Below are 13,705 nucleotides of genomic sequence, written 5' to 3' on the forward strand. Positions count from 1 at the left end.
GAGAGGTAGGCGGCGGTGAGGTTGCCGGTGGTGAACCAGCGGTGCAGGCCGTGGTGGTGGCCGGGTCGGATGCCGCCCATGGCGTCGATGGCGACCAGGAAGAGGTCGACGACGGCGAGTTCGGTGTCCGTGAGGGAGGCCGGGACGTCGAAGACGCCGAGGGCTTCGAGGAGTTCGCCGGTGTCGGTCTCGGAACCCGCGCGGGGGTTGGCGAGGAGGGCGTCGTGGCAGTCGTCGAGGCGGCGGACGGTCTCGGCCAGGGGGATGGTGAGGGCGAGGCAGACCGCGCGGGCGGAGGGGACGGGCTTGTGGGTGCGGCGGGCCAGGAGGGCGTAGGTGTCGGCGGGGGTCCGGCCGCGGGAGAGGGCGTGGCCGGCGAGGGTGGTGAGGTGCATGGGGGGTTCGGACTTTCAGGCGGTGACGAGGGCGGGGCCGGGGGCGGGCGCGACGAGAGCCCAGACGTACTTGCCGATGCCGCAGGGGCGGGATTCGCAGCCCCAGCGCTCGGCGAGTTCATTGACGAGGAACAGGCCACGCCCGTGCTCGTCGTCCGGCGCGGCGGCACGGAGGGAGGGGCGCCCACTGCCGGCGTCGTGCACCTCCAGCCGCAGGCGGGAGTGGACGAGGGCGAAGCGGATCTCGATGCGACGGTCGTCGGGCGCGTCGGCGTGCCGGACGGCATTGGCGAAGAGTTCGCCGAGCAGCAGTTCGGCGGTGTCGCGGTACCGGTCCCCGGAGGGCAATCCGGAGAGGTAGGCCCGGAGCAAGTACCGCGCCAGAGGCGTGAATTCGACCCGGGAGTCAAGGCGGGCGACGAATGCGCGGGGGCGGGGGGCTTTGAGCATGGAGGCACCTCGGATGGGGTGAGGTCTGAGCGGCTCGGTCAGCTTCGGGCGGTGCGCCTTCGGCGTCTGGCTGAGGGCTTGCACATCACGGCTTCGCTCCGGTCCGTAGTGATGCGACTACCCAGTGCGCCCAATGTCCTCTAGACTTCGGAGCTGTTCAACTTGACTTTGCCGTTTGATTGGTAGGGTGAATCGCCTTGAACAAACGTGAACTTGACCCCCAGGCCTCCCCTTCCGCCGAGTTCGGGGCCTTTCTCCGGGCGTTGCGCGAGCAGCGGGGGTGGACGCAGGAGCACCTTGCCGGATTGATCGACTGCACCTCCTCCTTCGTCTCAGCTCTTGAAAATGGTCGGCGGAAACCAACTCAACGGATTGCTGCGGCTCTTGACAGAGCATTTGACACATCGCAGGCGGGCACGTTCAAGCACAAGGCCGGCGACGTCAAGTACAGCGCGCTGCTGGAAGGGTTCGCCGAGTTCGTCACCCAAGAACGTCGAGCCGCTGAACTGCGACTCTTCGAACTCGGCATCGTGCCGGGCTTGCTGCAAACGAGGGAGTACGCAACCGCCATTGCGGCGGGTGCTGTGCGCCGCAGGAGCATCACGCAGGACCAGGCAGACGAACGGGTGCGAGTCCTCATAAACCGCCAGGCCGGTATGCGCCGGGAACCGTCACCGCTGGTTCATGTCGTCATGGACGAGAGTTGCATTCGTCGGCCTGTGGGCGGAGATGCTGTGATGGCGGCTCAGCTTGACCACCTCGTTGATTTTGCCGGCGACCCCACGGTGCGACTCCAGATAGCCCCGTTCGAGCTCGGCGAGAACAGGGCTTTTGATCTTCCGGTGTCCATCCTGACGCTGCCGGACCGGTCGCTGGTCTCCTACGCCGAGAGTGCACACCAAGGGCGCTTGGAGCGGGATATCAAGGCGGTGACAGCCGAGTTGGCGGCCTACTATCAGCTGCAAACGCATGCCCTTTCACAGGCGGACTCGGTGGCGATGATCCGCGAGCTACGGAGGCGAGTATGACCCTCGACTGGTTCAAGTCCAGCTACAGCAGCAACGGTGGACAGTGCATCGAGGTATCCGACAGCATGCCCGGCATCGTCCCCGTTCGTGACTCCAAGGACCCCGAGGGTCCTGCTCTGGCCTTCCCGGTCGACGCCTGGTCGAGCTTCGTTGCCGCCGTCCGCTCCGGCGAGTTCAACGACGTCTGACGCACCGTTCGAGCTGTCCGAGACCCCATTACCCGCAGGCGGGTAATGGGGTCTTCCCGTTGTTGCCTCGGGAGCTCGCCGCACGGGTGAGAGAGTCGGGAACGCAACTGGTGCGCGTGTAAGGGAGGGGCTGTTCGTGGAATGGGAAGTGTTCGGGCGTCGGCAGGTCTACGGGAGCCCGTGGGTCGAGGTCTGGCTCGATGACGTCGAGATCCCCGGCGTCGGCCGGATCGACCACCATGTCGTCCGCTATCCCCGCGCCTCGACCACCGCCTTCGTCACCAACGAGGCCCGCGAGTTCCTCCTCCTCTACCGGCACCGGTTCATCACCAGCCGCTGGGGCTGGGAGGTGCCGGCCGGATGGACCGAGCCCGGCGAGGAGCCGGCGGCGGCCATCGTCCGCGAGGGAGAGGAGGAGACCGGCTGGCGTCCCGGCCGGGTCGAGCTGTTGACCGAGTACGACGCCATGGCCGGCATCGGCGACGCCCACTTCCACGCCTACCACGTCACGGACTGCGCCCGGGTCGGCGAGCCCGAGGACGTGTCCGAGGCGACCCGCGTGGCGTGGGTACCTGAAAGCGAAGTAGTGAAGCTCCTGACGGGCGGCGAGGTCGCTGATGGGCCGTCGCACGCCGCCCTGTCCTATTTCCTCGGCCCGTATCGGCTCGCTCGGCGTTCCTGACCGACTCGGAGACAGCGGCAGCGGCCCTTGCGGAACCGGGTGGGCTCGTGTGTGAGCACACGAGCCCACCCGGAACGAATGTCTCGGCGGCCCCGGCCAGAAGTGGCCGGGGCCGCCGAAGCAAGCTGCGGACCGCCGAGCGGCCATCTTGTCCTCCCGACGCAGGAAGTCGGCCTGGCCGACTTCCTGCGCTTACGGGCGGGTGGTGGCTTGGGTGCGGCAGTGGGTGACGGCGTATTTGATGCGGCAATCGGAGGGGCGGGTGGCCGCGAGGAGTTCGCCGGCGGTGACGAGGGTGGTCCAGTAGGTGGTGGGGTTTCCGGTGCGGGGGAGGGGTCGGGCGGCGGCGAGGGAGAGGTAGGCGGCGGTGAGGTTGCCGGTGGTGAACCAGCGGTGCAGGCCGTGGTGGTGGCCGGGTCGGATGCCGCCCATGGCGTCGATGGCGACCAGGAAGAGGTCGACGACGGCGAGTTCGGTGTCCGTGAGGGAGGCCGGGACGTCGCTGGGAGTCAGGGGAGGTCAGGTCCCCCCCGCCCGGTGTACGTTCGAGCCCTTGAGGCTGTCACCAAACTTTCCGTGGACCGCCTCGGCTTCGAATCACCACAGCTACCGTCGAGGGTCAGCATGGACGGTACGGGAGGCCATGACATGACCAGCGATGAACCGGACCTGCCCGTGCAGGCCGCACCCGCTCCCGCGGGTGAGGACTACTCGGGGATCTGGATCAGCCATTACGAGTTCTTCAGCAGCAGCCGGGAGAACACGTTCACCGGCCTGCACCACGTCATCCTGTCCCAGCGCGGGAACCGGATCACCGGCCGGTCGCTCCCCGGCGCGTCGTCCAATCCCGACTCACCGCTGTCGTTCGATCTCACCGTCGATCGGAACGTCGTGACGGGCTCATGGGTGGAACAGACCGCACAGGACGGCTACTACCAGGGAGCCAGGTACCACGGCGCCCTTCAGCTGCTGGTCGATCCGACCGGGCGCCGGATGGCAGGCAAGTGGGTCGGCTTCGGCAAGGAGTTCGACATCAACACCGGGCCCTGGGAACTGCGCCTACTGGACAAGTCCACGGCCGACGGCGTGTTGAGCCGCTACAGCATGCCGCCGGAGGCGTAGCGCGCCTCACCGCACTGGCGCAGCGAGCCCCGCACCGACCACACCCGAGACGGACAGGACGGAAAAAGGCCGCCGGGTGGGACGGGATGCGTGGGAAGTCGGCGGGGCCGACTTCCCACGCAAGGGTGGGGGGCGTACTTGCTGCGGGGCCCGGGCCTCACACGAATGACTCGCACTCCATGTAATCGTTGTGCTACTTTCCGCAGCATCAACAGAACATAGGAGACCCCGGCGGTGGTGACACACCCCGGGGTCGGGCACCAGGAGCAGACCTCCAGATGCAGATTCATCGTAGCGCGCACACGCGCGCGTTCACCGTGCTTCCGAACGGCCTGTTGCAGGACCGTCGGCTCAGTTACACCGCCCGAGGCCTCCTCGCCGACCTGCTCTCCCGCCCCGACGGGTGGCGGGAGGACGGGCGGCAGATGGCGGACAGCAGTCCGCAGGGGCGGGGCGCCGTCCGGCGGGCGCTCAAAGAACTCAAGGACGCCGGGTACTACCGGGTCGACACGGTCCGGATGCCCGACGGGACGGTCCGGTCCGAGGCCCACGTCTTCGACACCCCGCAGCCCGAACCGGCTGCCCAGCGCCCGGCTTCCGGTGGAGGAGGCACCGGCGGCGCTGTCACTCCTCCCGTAAAGGACCCGGAGCAAGAACCCACCCTCCCGGATGAACGGACGCGGGCCGCCGTGGCCACCCTGTTCCGGGTGATCCGGCCCGAACCGCGTCTGCGCCTCGGCGAGGCCGAGGCGCAGGCGCTGGCACCGCTCGTCACGCAGTGGCTGGAACGAGGAAGCAGCGAGGCCGAGTTGGCCCACGCCCTGCTCCCCGGGCTGCCGCAGCCGATGCACTCCCCCACGGCGATCCTCCGGGACCGGCTGCGGCGCAAGCTTCCGCCGGAACGCCCCGAAGCTCCCCCGTCGACGCCGTACGCCGAGTGCGGCCGCTGCCACGACCCGGTGCCCCGCCCCGGGATCTGCCGCGCCTGCGCGGGCCTCGGCGCGAGAACCGTCGCCGTCGGCACAGGAGCCCCCGCCACCCCCGGCGGCGTCGCCCGTGCCCGCTCGGCCCTGCGGGGGTGGCACGAACCGCTCATCGCGGCGGGCAGCGGCTGACTTCCGCACGCCCTGCGCCGGTTCAGCACTCCACGACCCCTCCCCCAGTTGCGGTCCCGCTACGGGCGGGCGCCGGGGCCGGCGAACAGCTCCCCGAACGCCCACTGGTCACCGCTCCTCAATCGCGCCCGCTGTGACAGTTCCACACCCCCACCTGTCCGCACGGGCCGCCGGGTTCCCGCCGGAGCACGGCAAGGCCCCGACGAACCGGACGGTTCGTCGGGGCCCTCGTCAGCCGGTCAGGCCGTCAGGCCGTCAGGCGCACTTGATGTCGCGGTTCACCACGGCCATCCCGGCGACCTTCGCGCCGTCCACGGTGAACTCGTACTGCCAGCCCTGCTGGCCCTCGACCGGCAGCACGTACTTGCCGCTCTTGTCCTGCTGGAGGCCCTTGGCGCCGTACGCCTGCTGGAGCGCCTCCAGGGTGGAGCCGGCGCCGATGCCCTCGGCCGTCTTCGCCTCCGCCGGGGCGGCCAGCTCGCGCAGGCCCGCCTCCGCGAAGGAGACCCGGCCGGTGGTCAGGTACGCCTTGTCCTTGGCCTCCTGTGCCACCCTCAGGTCGACCAGGGCCATCGTCGAGTCGGCGATCAGCTTGGCGGCGGCGGCCGAGTCCTTGGCCCCGGCGGCCGAGCCCGCGGCGGCGGCCGCCGCGTCCTTGGCGGAGGCGTTCGGCGGCAGGGTGCCCGCCGGGGCGGGCGCCTTGCCGCTGGCCGCGTCGGCCTTGGCGCTGAGGTCCTTGTAGCGGGCCTCGGTGGCCGCCTCGGCGGCCATCCGGGCCTGGTCCGGTGCCGGGCCGCCCTTGTAGACGAAGTCCGTGCAGCCGCCGAGCAGCGAGACCGGTGACGGCTCCAGGGCGCCGGTGGCCAGCCCGGCCTCCTTGGCCATGCCCGGCTTGAGCCCCTGGTACCCGGCCGCCGCGAAGGCCTCCGGGCCCTTCGTCGTGGGCGCCGCCGAGGGTGCCGCAGCGGCGCCCCCGGCCTTCGCCGAGTCCTTCTTGTCGTCGGACGAACAGGCCGTCGCTGAGGCGGCCAGCAGTACTACCGAGATGCCCACGCCCACCGCGCGGGCCGTGGCCCGGTTCTTCCCCATGTCACAAACCCCCACGTGATCTTTCAAGGGTCACCGTACCGAGAGTGCGGCCACGATCCACAACCGGTTTCTCAGGCGCAGTAGGTGTTGTGCTTCACCAGGGCGAGCCCGGCGACCTTGCCGTCGGCCATGGTGAACTCGTAGAACCAGTCCGGGCCGCCGCCGCCGCTCTCGGACGGGAGTTCGTAACCGCCCTCCTTGATCGGCTTGAGGTCCCTGCCCTCGTAGGCGCGCTTGAGCTCCTCCTCCGTCGAGCCGGCCCCGATGCCCTCGGCGGTGCGGGCGCCCGCCGGGGCGACCAGCTGGCGCAGGCCCTCGGGGCCGAAGTTGACCCGGCCGGTGGTCAGGAAGGCCTGGTCCCGGTTCTTGCGGGCAGGCCCGAGGAGGTCCAGGTCCTTGTAGAGCACGGCCATCTCCTGCCGCCCCGCCTCGGTCTGGTCGAGCTGCTCCCGAAGGCCCGCGAGGTACTCCTGCTGCTCCTTCGACGAGGCCCCGGGGGCCAGGGGCGCGAGCGGCTTCCTGGCCGCCTTGATCTCGTCGATCCTGGCCAGGGCCTTGTCGACCTTCGTACGGACCTCCGCCTCGGCCGCCATCCGGACCGGGTCCGGCGCCGGACCGCCCTTGTACGCGTAGTCGGTGCAGCCGTTGAGCAGCGAGACCGGCGACGGCTCCAGGGCTCCGGAGGTGAGCGCCTCCTCCTTGGTCATCGAGAGCTGGAGCCCGCGGTAGCCGGCGGCGCCGAACGGCTGCGGCGGTGTACTGGTCGCCGCCTCGGCAGCGCCGCCTCCGTCTCCCCCGCAGGCCGCCGCTCCGGCCATGACCAGCGCCGTCGTCAGTACGGCCCCGGCCACGCGCCCGCCGCGCGTCGTCCCCACCATGATCATCTCTCCTTCGTCGACCGCACACGGTAGCGAACGTGCGGGCACGATCGACAACCGGTTCCCCCACGCACGGAAGGGGCCCGGGTCCGAGGACGCGGGCCCCTTCGCGCGCGCCGGTCAGTCGACCGGGGGCCGGGCGGCGAGGCCGCGGGTGTAGTGGGCGGCGGCGAGGACCGAGGCCATCAGCTCGGAGTCGAGCACGGAGGCGTCGGACAGCCGGGTGGCCGACGCGTGCGAGGCGAGCAGCGTCTTGGTGACCCGCAGGGCGGCCTCGGGGCGGCGCGTGACGGGCCTGGCCCACTCGTCCACCGCGCCGTCCAGGTCCTGCTCGGGGACGACCCGCTGCAGGATGGCGAGCTCCCGCGCCTCCACCGCGCCGACCGGGCGGCCGGTGAGGATGATCTCCCGGACCCGGGCCGCGCCGACCTCGTGGAGCAGGCGGGGCAGCAGCCCGCCCCAGGCGACGGGCAGGCCCAGGGCCAGCTCGGGCAGCCGGAAGACGGCGTTGTCGGCGCCGACCCGCAGGTCGCAGGCGAGCGCCAGGGCGAAGCCGGCGCCGGTCGCCCGGCCCTGGACCCGTGCGACGGTCACGGCGGGGCTGTTGGTGAGGGCGTCGCAGACCCGGCGGGCCTTGTCTCCATAGCTCCGTATCCGGCCGCCGGTCGGATCCTCGTCCAGGCCCGCGAGGAGTTCCTCGCGGTCGCCGCCGAGGCAGAAGTCCCGGCCGGCCGCGGACAGCACGATCACCCGCACGGCCGGATCGGGCACGGCGAGGACGGCGAGGAGTTCGTCCAGCATGGCGGAGGTGACGGCGTTCCCGGTCTCCGGGCTGTCCAGCTCGACGTGGAGCACCGCTCCCCGGAGCTCGGAACGGACCGTACGGACCGGCGCGGGCCCGGGGGCCGGCTCGGGTGCCACAGCGAGGGCCGGCTCGGGGGCAAAAGCGGGTGCCACAGCGGGTACCACAGCGGAGGCCGGCTCGGGCTCGGCGTACCAGCCGGTGGGCGCCGGGGGGTTCGCCGGGTACGGGGGCCGCATCGCGTACGGGTGGTACTGGGGAGCCTGCGAGGAGACGTTCATGCGGCCACTCTCAGGGACGTCACCCGGTGGAAGACCATCCGGGGCGCGTGCTCCGGCGGGCTCGCGGCCCGCAGCGTCGGGAAGCGCTCCAGCAGCTGGCCGAGCAGGGCGCGCGCCTCCAGCCGGGCCAGGCCCGCGCCGAGGCAGTAGTGGGCGCCGCCGCCGAAGGTGAGGTGGGTGCCCCGGCGGAGCGGGTCGAAGGTGTGCGGGTCCGGGTTGCGGCGCGGATCGCGGTTGGCCGCGCCGTACATCACGTGGACCATGGTGTCCTTGGGGAGGAACGTCCCGGCCAGCACGGTGTCCTCGCCCGCGACGCGGCTGTTGACGCGGATCGGCGGGTCGTAGCGCAGCGCCTCGTCGATCGCCTCGTCGATGTGCTCGGGCCGCTCCCGCAGCCACTCCCACCGGCCCGGCGACTGCAGCAGCTGCCACACCAGCGAGGAGAGCAGCGTCGCCGTGGTCTCCAGCGAGGCGATGGTGACGAACATGGTGAGCTGGTAGACCATCCGGTCGGTGGCCTCGCGGTCGGACTCCAGCCCGTCCCAGGTGCGGATCCAGCCAGCGATCACGTCGTCGCCGTCGTTCTCGCGGCGCTCCCGGACGAGGCGGGTGAAGTACTCGCGCAGGTCCATGGTGGCCTGCTCGGAGACCGCCAGCTGGCTCTTGGTGGGCAGCAGTTCCTGGGCATGCACCTGGTTGTGGGTCATCGTCAGGATGTGCGGGTAGTCCGCGGGCGCGATGCCCAGCCAGCGCCCGACGGTGCCGATCGGCAGCTGCTCGGCGACCACGGTGGCGAAGTCCGCCTCCCCGTCCGTCCGTATTCGCTCGGCCAGGCGGTCGAGCAGCCCCGTGACGTCGGCCTCGATCTCCGGCGCCATGTCCCGCAGCGTGTTCCGGTCGAAGAGGCTCCCGAGGCTGCGCCGCTGCCGGGTGTGCTCGGGGGCGTTGAGCCGGGAGAGGGTCCGGCTCATCTCCTGGGTGGCGACGGCCTCCCAGCGGTCCGTCCCGCTCTGCCGCTCCTGCCAGGCGAAGTCCGGGACGAGCCAGGTCCTGCCGCGCAGGACCTGGTCGCACGCTTCGTAGCCGGTGACCAGGTAGCCGCCCCAGGGCGCCGGGACGAGGTCGCCGAGCGCCCGCAGCTCGTCGTAGACCGGGCTCGGATCGGCGAGCCCCTCGGCCGAGCGCAGCCTCCGCAGCAGCGGTACGGCGGCACGGCGGTCGGCCCTTCCGTCAGGGCGCTCCGACTCCGCGGGGCGGGCTTCCAACATGGCGGTCACACGGGCTCCTTCAACACGCGGGCGGGCAGTACGGCGGCGTACTACCCAGCAACAGCGCGCTCAAGCGTCGATCCGTGTTGCCCACGTCACGTACTGCACCGCCGTCGCACGCCGTTCACCTCGCGGTGACCGTGCGGCTTCCGGCGGCGTGTCGGAGCGGGACCCCCGGGGCCCCGGACGCCCGGGCCCGGAATCAGGCCCGGATCCGGGCCCGGAATCAGGCCCGGAATCAGGCCCGGGATCGGACCCGGCTTCAGACCCGGAAGACGTCCAGGAAGGAGCTCCACCAGCCCTTCTTCTGCGGCGCCCGGGCGGGCGCGGCGGCAGGCTGCGGGTACGCCGGCGCCTGCTCGGAGCCGGCCGGCGCCGGGGCCGGGACGGGGTCCGCGACCGGCCGCGCGGTGCGGGCGGCCACCGGGCTGAACCGCACCGGCAGCGAGACCAGGCCGCGCTGGAACGGCCCCGGCCGCCACTCCACGCGCTCCGCGGGAACCGCGAGCGTGACGTCCGGGAGCGCGTTGAGCAGGCACTCGATGGCGCTCAGGGCGATCAGCTGGGCCGGCGACTTGGCCGGGCAGGCGTGCGGGCCGGCGCCCCAGGCCAGGTGGGCCCCCTTGCTGAGGGTCAGCCGGGCGTCGGTGAGCGCGGGGTCGCTGTTGGCGGCGGCGAAGCTGATCACCACCGGGCTGCCGGCGTCCATCGGGACGCCGCCCAGGTTGAGGTCCTGCATCGGGTAGTGCGTCGCGTAGTTGGCGATCGGCGGGTTGTTCCACAGCACGTCGTCGAGGGCGTCCTCGATGCGCAGTCCGGGGCCGCCCTCGCCGGACAGCAGCAGGAGCAGCGCGTTGCCGATCAGGTTGCGCTCGGGCTCGACGCCGGCGCCCATCAGCATGACCAGCTGGTCCTTGAGCTCCTCGTCCCGCAGGCCGGCCGGGTGCTGGATGAGCCAGGAGGTGATGTCGTCGCCCGGCTGGCGGCGCTTCAGCGCGACCAGGTCCATCAGGCAGGAGGTCAGCTCCTCGTTGGCCTGGATCACGTCGAGGCCGTCGAAGAGCGCGGACATGCTGCGGGTCAGCCGGTCGCCGATGTCGGCCGGGCAGCCGAACAGCTGGTTGAACAGCAGCAGCGGCAGCAGCTTGGCGTAGTCGTTCAGCAGGTCGGCCCGGCCCAGCGCGCTGAACTGGTCGATCAGGTAGCCGGCGATCCGCTCGACGTGCCGGTTGAGCCGGTTGTCGTTGAGCCGGTCCAGGCTCTCGGTGACGGCCTTGCGCAGCCGCAGGTGCTCGGCGCCGTCCGTGAAGAGGCAGTTGGGCCGGTAGAACATCATCGGCAGGACGGGGCTGTCCATCGGCACCCGGCCCTCGTTGAGCGCCGCCCAGCGCCGCGAGTCCCGGGCGAACATCCCCGGGTTCTGCAGCACCCGCAGGGCGGCCTCGTGCGAGGTGACCAAGGTGGCGTCCACCCCGGGGGCCAACTCCACCGGCGCGGCTGGACCGTGGGCGCGCAGCTTGTCGTAGACCGCGTCGGGGTCGGCCGAGAACATCTCCCCGTAGAGCGGCGTGCTCACGCCGACGTGCATCGGGCAGCCCGGCGGAGGCGACTGCGGGACGGGTCGCTGCAGAGATTCCATGGGTCGTTCCTTGGGGGTGGCCCCGGGCGGGTGCGGACCCGGGAGACGTGAGGGGAGGAAGGCGTGGGGGAGGTCAGGAGGCGCGTTCGAGCAGGTGCCGGACGAGCGTCAGCAGGGCGTCGGCCGAGGACCGCTGGTCCCGCGCGTCGCAGAACACCACCGGCGTGTGCGGCAGCAGGTCGAGCGCCTCGCGGAGCTGGTCCTCGGTGTAGTCGCTCTGCCGGTCGAAGCTGTTGACCGCCACGGCGTACTCCAGGCCGTACTGCTCGATCAGGTCGATGACGGGGAAGGTGTCCGCGAGGCGGGTCGGGTCGGCCAGCAGCAGGGCGCCCAGCGCCCCCCGCGCCATGTCCTCCCAGAGCTGCATGAACCGCTGCTGTCCCGGCGTGCCGAACAGGTACAGCACCAGGTCGTCGCCGAGGGTCAGCCGGCCGAAGTCCAGGGCGACGGTCGTGGTCTTCTTGTCCGGTACGCCGCGGAGGTCGTCGACGCGGATGGACGCCTGCGTCATGCTCTCCTCGGTGCTCAGCGGGGCGATCTCCGACAGCGCCCCGATGAGCGTGGTCTTGCCGACCGCGAAGTGCCCCACGACCAGGATCTTGACAGCGGTCGTCACCGCGCCCGGGACGTAGATGTCCTCAGGCGAACCGGCGTTGAAGTCCATGCAGTACCTTCTCTAGAAGTCTCGGGTCCGGGGCCTGGGCCGGGGGCGGGGCCGACCGGCGCAGCAGCCGTCCCTCCCGGATCAGGTCCGTCAGCAGCAGCCTCACGACCCCGACCGGCAGCTCCAGCCGGGCCGCGACCTCGGCCACCGAGAGGTAGCCGCCGGAGCACAGCTCCCAGATCGCCCGGGTTTCCGGGCTCGGCAGGGCGGGGAGGTCCTGCTCGGGCGCGATGGTGACCAAGGTGATCAGAGACAGGTCGTCCGCATTCGGTAATTCGCGTCCACCGGTGATGACGTAGGAGCGGATGAAGCCGCCGGTGACCCGCTGTTCCTCGCCGCCGGCCGTCATGAGCCGCTGAGCGTGCTCTGGCGCGGCGCCGCCGACATCGCCCGTCCGAGCGCGCCCACCTGCTGCTGCATCCGGAAGGACATCGCCTCCATGTCGACGTCGGGGGCGGTGGAGGCGGCCAGGTACGCGCCGCTGCCGGCCGCGATCAGGAAGATCCAGCCGTGGTCGTACTCCAGCAGGGTCTGGCGCCAGAGCCCGCCGCCTCCGCCGACGAACGGGGCGACCGCGCGGCTCAGCGACTGCATCGAGCTCATCGCGGCGGCGTTGGTCTCCGCCTCGTCGCGTCCGATCTCGCTGGAGCGTTCGAGCAGGAGGCCGTCGGCGGAGACGAGGATGGCGTGCCGGGCGCCGGGTACCTGGAGTACGTCGTTGAGCACCCAGGAAAGATCACGGCTCACTGGATCTCGGTTCCTTCCGTGGTCATGGTGTTGCGCCCGGACAGCGTGCCGCGCTGGAACGCGCCGAGGCGGGACGGCGTGTGCTGGCCGGCGCTCCGCACCGGCTCCTCGGCCCGACCGGGGTCCAGCGGGTTGGGGACGACCGACACGGGGCGCTGGCGGCGGCGCCGGGGCAGCAGTCCGTCCGCGGTGGTCTCCGGTCCCGCCGTCGCCGCGTACGGCGCCGGCACCGGGGCCAGGGGCGCCGCCGGCTCGGACAGCGACACCAGCCGCTGGCCGGCTCCCGGCGCCCAGGACTGCGCGGGCTGCTCCACCGGCGCGGCCTGGGCCTGGTAGTCGGTGTAGTCGGTGTGCTCGGCGACGGGCGGGGCCGCGACCTCGCTGCTGAGCAGCTCGGCGGGCAGCAGCACCACGGCGCGCACGCCCCCGTACGGGGAGACCGAGTCGACGGAGACCCGGAAGCCGTAGCGGGCGGCCAGCATGCCGGAGACGGCGAAGCCGAACTTCGGGGGGTTGCCCAGGCTGGTGAGGCCGATCGGCGCGCCCGGGTTGAGGAGCAGTGCCGCGCGGTCCTTCTCCTCCTGGCCCATGCCGAGGCCGGCGTCGTCGATGATCAGGCAGACGCCGGTGGGGACGGCCTGGACGCTGACCTCCACCGGGGTGTCCGGGGCGGAGTAGTTGGTCGCGTTGGCGAGCAGCTCGGACAGCACCACGGCGACCGGCTCGACGACCTTGCTGGCGAGCGAGACGCTGACCCGGGAGTGGATCCGCACCCGGTCGAAGTGCCGGATGCGGCCCTGGGCGCTGCGGACCACGTCGTAGACCGAGGCGACGCTCTCGCGGCGGCCCAGCCAGCCGCCGCAGAGCACCGCGATGCCCTGGGCGCGCCGGCCGAACTGGCTGTTCGTGTGGTCGATCGTCATCAGGTCGGCGAGGATCTGCGGGCTGTCGCCGTACTTCCGCTGCACCTTGTCGATGACGACCTGCTGCTCGTCGGCCAGGCCCTGCAGCGTCCGCATCGCCGCCTTGAGGACGGCCTTGGTGTCCTCCTCGGCGTCCCGGCGGACGGCGGTCAGCTCGGACGCGTGCTGGCCCCGCAGATGGTCGTGCAGCGCGGCGAGCTCGTCGCTCCGGCGCTGTGCCAGGGCGCTCGTCTCCTCCAGGGAGGCGTTGCGCCGCCGCAGGGCGAGGTTCGTCCTGCGGGCCTGGAGGGCCGCTCCGACGGCTGCGAGCATCACCACGATGAAGACCCAGAAAAAGGGTTCCTGCACAAATGACGTCATGAAACTCTCTTCAGGTGGCATCGCGTGGAGCCGGTCCGGGCCCCGAAACGCGAATGGGACTGGCGGCCCGAACC

Annotated in this window: 17 protein-coding genes; 5 read left to right on the forward strand and 12 right to left on the reverse strand. The window is 71.6% G+C overall.

Annotated features, from left to right (window positions below; genetic code table 11):
- Both ACFVUY_RS41555 and ACFVUY_RS41560 read right to left on the reverse strand, forming a co-directional pair.
- A partial coding sequence (locus tag ACFVUY_RS41555) for a hypothetical protein (RefSeq protein WP_387737148.1) occupies window positions 1-395 on the reverse strand: 395 nt, incomplete at its 3' end.
- Window positions 396-410: 15 nt separating this feature from the next.
- The gene (locus ACFVUY_RS41560; RefSeq protein WP_387737149.1) at window positions 411-845 is read right to left on the reverse strand and encodes an ATP-binding protein; all 435 of its coding nucleotides are present in this window, start codon (window positions 843-845) and stop codon (window positions 411-413) included.
- Window positions 846-1,042: 197 nt separating this feature from the next.
- Here ACFVUY_RS41560 and ACFVUY_RS41565 point away from each other — a divergent pair, with 197 nt between their 5' ends.
- The 3 genes from ACFVUY_RS41565 (at window position 1,043) to ACFVUY_RS41575 (ending at window position 2,743) form a co-directional block, all read left to right on the forward strand.
- Window positions 1,043-1,873, forward strand: a complete 831-nt coding sequence (locus tag ACFVUY_RS41565; RefSeq protein WP_387737150.1) for a Scr1 family TA system antitoxin-like transcriptional regulator — start codon at window positions 1,043-1,045, stop codon at window positions 1,871-1,873.
- Complete coding sequence (locus ACFVUY_RS41570; RefSeq protein ID WP_380359432.1) at window positions 1,870-2,061, forward strand: DUF397 domain-containing protein; 192 nt, start codon at window positions 1,870-1,872, stop codon at window positions 2,059-2,061. The genes ACFVUY_RS41565 and ACFVUY_RS41570 overlap by 4 nt, the downstream gene beginning before the upstream one ends.
- 136 nt (window positions 2,062-2,197) lie before the next feature.
- The gene (locus tag ACFVUY_RS41575) at window positions 2,198-2,743 is read left to right on the forward strand and encodes an NUDIX hydrolase (protein ID WP_387737151.1); all 546 of its coding nucleotides are present in this window, start codon (window positions 2,198-2,200) and stop codon (window positions 2,741-2,743) included.
- A 192-nt stretch (window positions 2,744-2,935) separates the two neighbouring features.
- On the opposite strand, the gene ACFVUY_RS41580 is transcribed toward ACFVUY_RS41575, so the two are convergent.
- Complete coding sequence (locus tag ACFVUY_RS41580; RefSeq protein ID WP_387737152.1) at window positions 2,936-3,175, reverse strand: hypothetical protein; 240 nt, start codon at window positions 3,173-3,175, stop codon at window positions 2,936-2,938.
- Between the two features lie 216 nt (window positions 3,176-3,391).
- On the opposite strand from ACFVUY_RS41580, the gene ACFVUY_RS41585 reads away from it, so the two are divergent.
- Window positions 3,392-3,865 (forward strand): DNA-binding protein, encoded by a 474-nt coding sequence (locus tag ACFVUY_RS41585; protein ID WP_387737153.1) that lies wholly within the window; start codon window positions 3,392-3,394, stop codon window positions 3,863-3,865.
- A gap of 278 nt (window positions 3,866-4,143) precedes the next feature.
- Complete coding sequence (locus ACFVUY_RS41590; protein WP_387737154.1) at window positions 4,144-4,980, forward strand: hypothetical protein; 837 nt, start codon at window positions 4,144-4,146, stop codon at window positions 4,978-4,980.
- 255 nt (window positions 4,981-5,235) lie between these two features.
- Here ACFVUY_RS41590 and ACFVUY_RS41595 read toward each other — a convergent pair whose 3' ends face one another.
- The 9 genes from ACFVUY_RS41595 to ACFVUY_RS41635 all read right to left on the reverse strand — a co-directional run bounded on the left by ACFVUY_RS41595 (window position 5,236) and on the right by ACFVUY_RS41635 (window position 13,631).
- Complete coding sequence (locus tag ACFVUY_RS41595; RefSeq protein WP_387737155.1) at window positions 5,236-6,069, reverse strand: hypothetical protein; 834 nt, start codon at window positions 6,067-6,069, stop codon at window positions 5,236-5,238.
- Window positions 6,070-6,140: 71 nt separating this feature from the next.
- Window positions 6,141-6,947: a hypothetical protein gene (locus ACFVUY_RS41600; RefSeq protein ID WP_387737156.1), complete on the reverse strand. Its 807-nt coding sequence runs from the start codon at window positions 6,945-6,947 to the stop codon at window positions 6,141-6,143.
- 120 nt (window positions 6,948-7,067) lie between these two features.
- Window positions 7,068-8,030, reverse strand: a complete 963-nt coding sequence (locus ACFVUY_RS41605; RefSeq protein WP_387737157.1) for an enoyl-CoA hydratase/isomerase family protein — start codon at window positions 8,028-8,030, stop codon at window positions 7,068-7,070.
- Window positions 8,027-9,298 (reverse strand): cytochrome P450, encoded by a 1,272-nt coding sequence (locus tag ACFVUY_RS41610; protein WP_387694798.1) that lies wholly within the window; start codon window positions 9,296-9,298, stop codon window positions 8,027-8,029. The genes ACFVUY_RS41605 and ACFVUY_RS41610 overlap by 4 nt, the downstream gene beginning before the upstream one ends.
- Window positions 9,299-9,560: 262 nt before the next feature.
- Window positions 9,561-10,937, reverse strand: coding sequence for a cytochrome P450 (locus tag ACFVUY_RS41615; RefSeq protein ID WP_387694778.1), 1,377 nt, complete (start codon window positions 10,935-10,937; stop codon window positions 9,561-9,563).
- A gap of 73 nt (window positions 10,938-11,010) precedes the next feature.
- Complete coding sequence (locus tag ACFVUY_RS41620) at window positions 11,011-11,601, reverse strand: ATP/GTP-binding protein (protein WP_359908521.1); 591 nt, start codon at window positions 11,599-11,601, stop codon at window positions 11,011-11,013.
- A complete protein-coding gene (locus ACFVUY_RS41625) occupies window positions 11,576-11,950 on the reverse strand; it encodes a DUF742 domain-containing protein (RefSeq protein ID WP_387694779.1) in 375 nt (124 codons plus the stop codon). Before ACFVUY_RS41625 ends, ACFVUY_RS41620 begins: the two co-directional genes overlap by 26 nt.
- Window positions 11,947-12,348 carry a roadblock/LC7 domain-containing protein gene (locus tag ACFVUY_RS41630; RefSeq protein ID WP_359908526.1) on the reverse strand — a complete coding sequence of 134 codons (402 nt, stop codon included), beginning with the start codon at window positions 12,346-12,348 and terminating at the stop codon, window positions 11,947-11,949. The genes ACFVUY_RS41625 and ACFVUY_RS41630 overlap by 4 nt, the downstream gene beginning before the upstream one ends.
- Complete coding sequence (locus ACFVUY_RS41635; protein WP_387694780.1) at window positions 12,345-13,631, reverse strand: ATP-binding protein; 1,287 nt, start codon at window positions 13,629-13,631, stop codon at window positions 12,345-12,347. Before ACFVUY_RS41635 ends, ACFVUY_RS41630 begins: the two co-directional genes overlap by 4 nt.
- Window positions 13,632-13,705: the final 74 nt, after the last annotated feature.

It is taken from the genome of Kitasatospora sp. NPDC058063, from assembly GCF_042885395.1.
Lineage (GTDB): Bacteria > Actinomycetota > Actinomycetes > Streptomycetales > Streptomycetaceae > Kitasatospora > Kitasatospora lactacystinica.

Bases quoted from the DNA above. Each gene is read 5' to 3' on its own strand.
- ACFVUY_RS41605 (WP_387737157.1), bottom strand. From the start codon at position 8,030: ATGAACGTCTCCTCGCAGGCTCCCCAGTACCACCCGTACGCGATGCGG.
- ACFVUY_RS41595 (WP_387737155.1), bottom strand. From the start codon at position 6,069: ATGGGGAAGAACCGGGCCACGGCCCGCGCGGTGGGCGTGGGCATCTCG.
- ACFVUY_RS41560 (WP_387737149.1), bottom strand. From the start codon at position 845: ATGCTCAAAGCCCCCCGCCCCCGCGCATTCGTCGCCCGCCTTGACTCC.
- ACFVUY_RS41620 (WP_359908521.1), bottom strand. From the start codon at position 11,601: ATGGACTTCAACGCCGGTTCGCCTGAGGACATCTACGTCCCGGGCGCG.
- ACFVUY_RS41610 (WP_387694798.1), bottom strand. From the start codon at position 9,298: ATGTTGGAAGCCCGCCCCGCGGAGTCGGAGCGCCCTGACGGAAGGGCC.
- ACFVUY_RS41585 (WP_387737153.1), top strand. From the start codon at position 3,392: ATGACCAGCGATGAACCGGACCTGCCCGTGCAGGCCGCACCCGCTCCC.
- ACFVUY_RS41570 (WP_380359432.1), top strand. From the start codon at position 1,870: ATGACCCTCGACTGGTTCAAGTCCAGCTACAGCAGCAACGGTGGACAG.
- ACFVUY_RS41615 (WP_387694778.1), bottom strand. From the start codon at position 10,937: ATGGAATCTCTGCAGCGACCCGTCCCGCAGTCGCCTCCGCCGGGCTGC.
- ACFVUY_RS41625 (WP_387694779.1), bottom strand. From the start codon at position 11,950: ATGACGGCCGGCGGCGAGGAACAGCGGGTCACCGGCGGCTTCATCCGC.
- ACFVUY_RS41635 (WP_387694780.1), bottom strand. From the start codon at position 13,631: ATGACGTCATTTGTGCAGGAACCCTTTTTCTGGGTCTTCATCGTGGTG.
- ACFVUY_RS41590 (WP_387737154.1), top strand. From the start codon at position 4,144: ATGCAGATTCATCGTAGCGCGCACACGCGCGCGTTCACCGTGCTTCCG.
- ACFVUY_RS41580 (WP_387737152.1), bottom strand. From the start codon at position 3,175: ATGGGCGGCATCCGACCCGGCCACCACCACGGCCTGCACCGCTGGTTC.
- ACFVUY_RS41600 (WP_387737156.1), bottom strand. From the start codon at position 6,947: ATGGTGGGGACGACGCGCGGCGGGCGCGTGGCCGGGGCCGTACTGACG.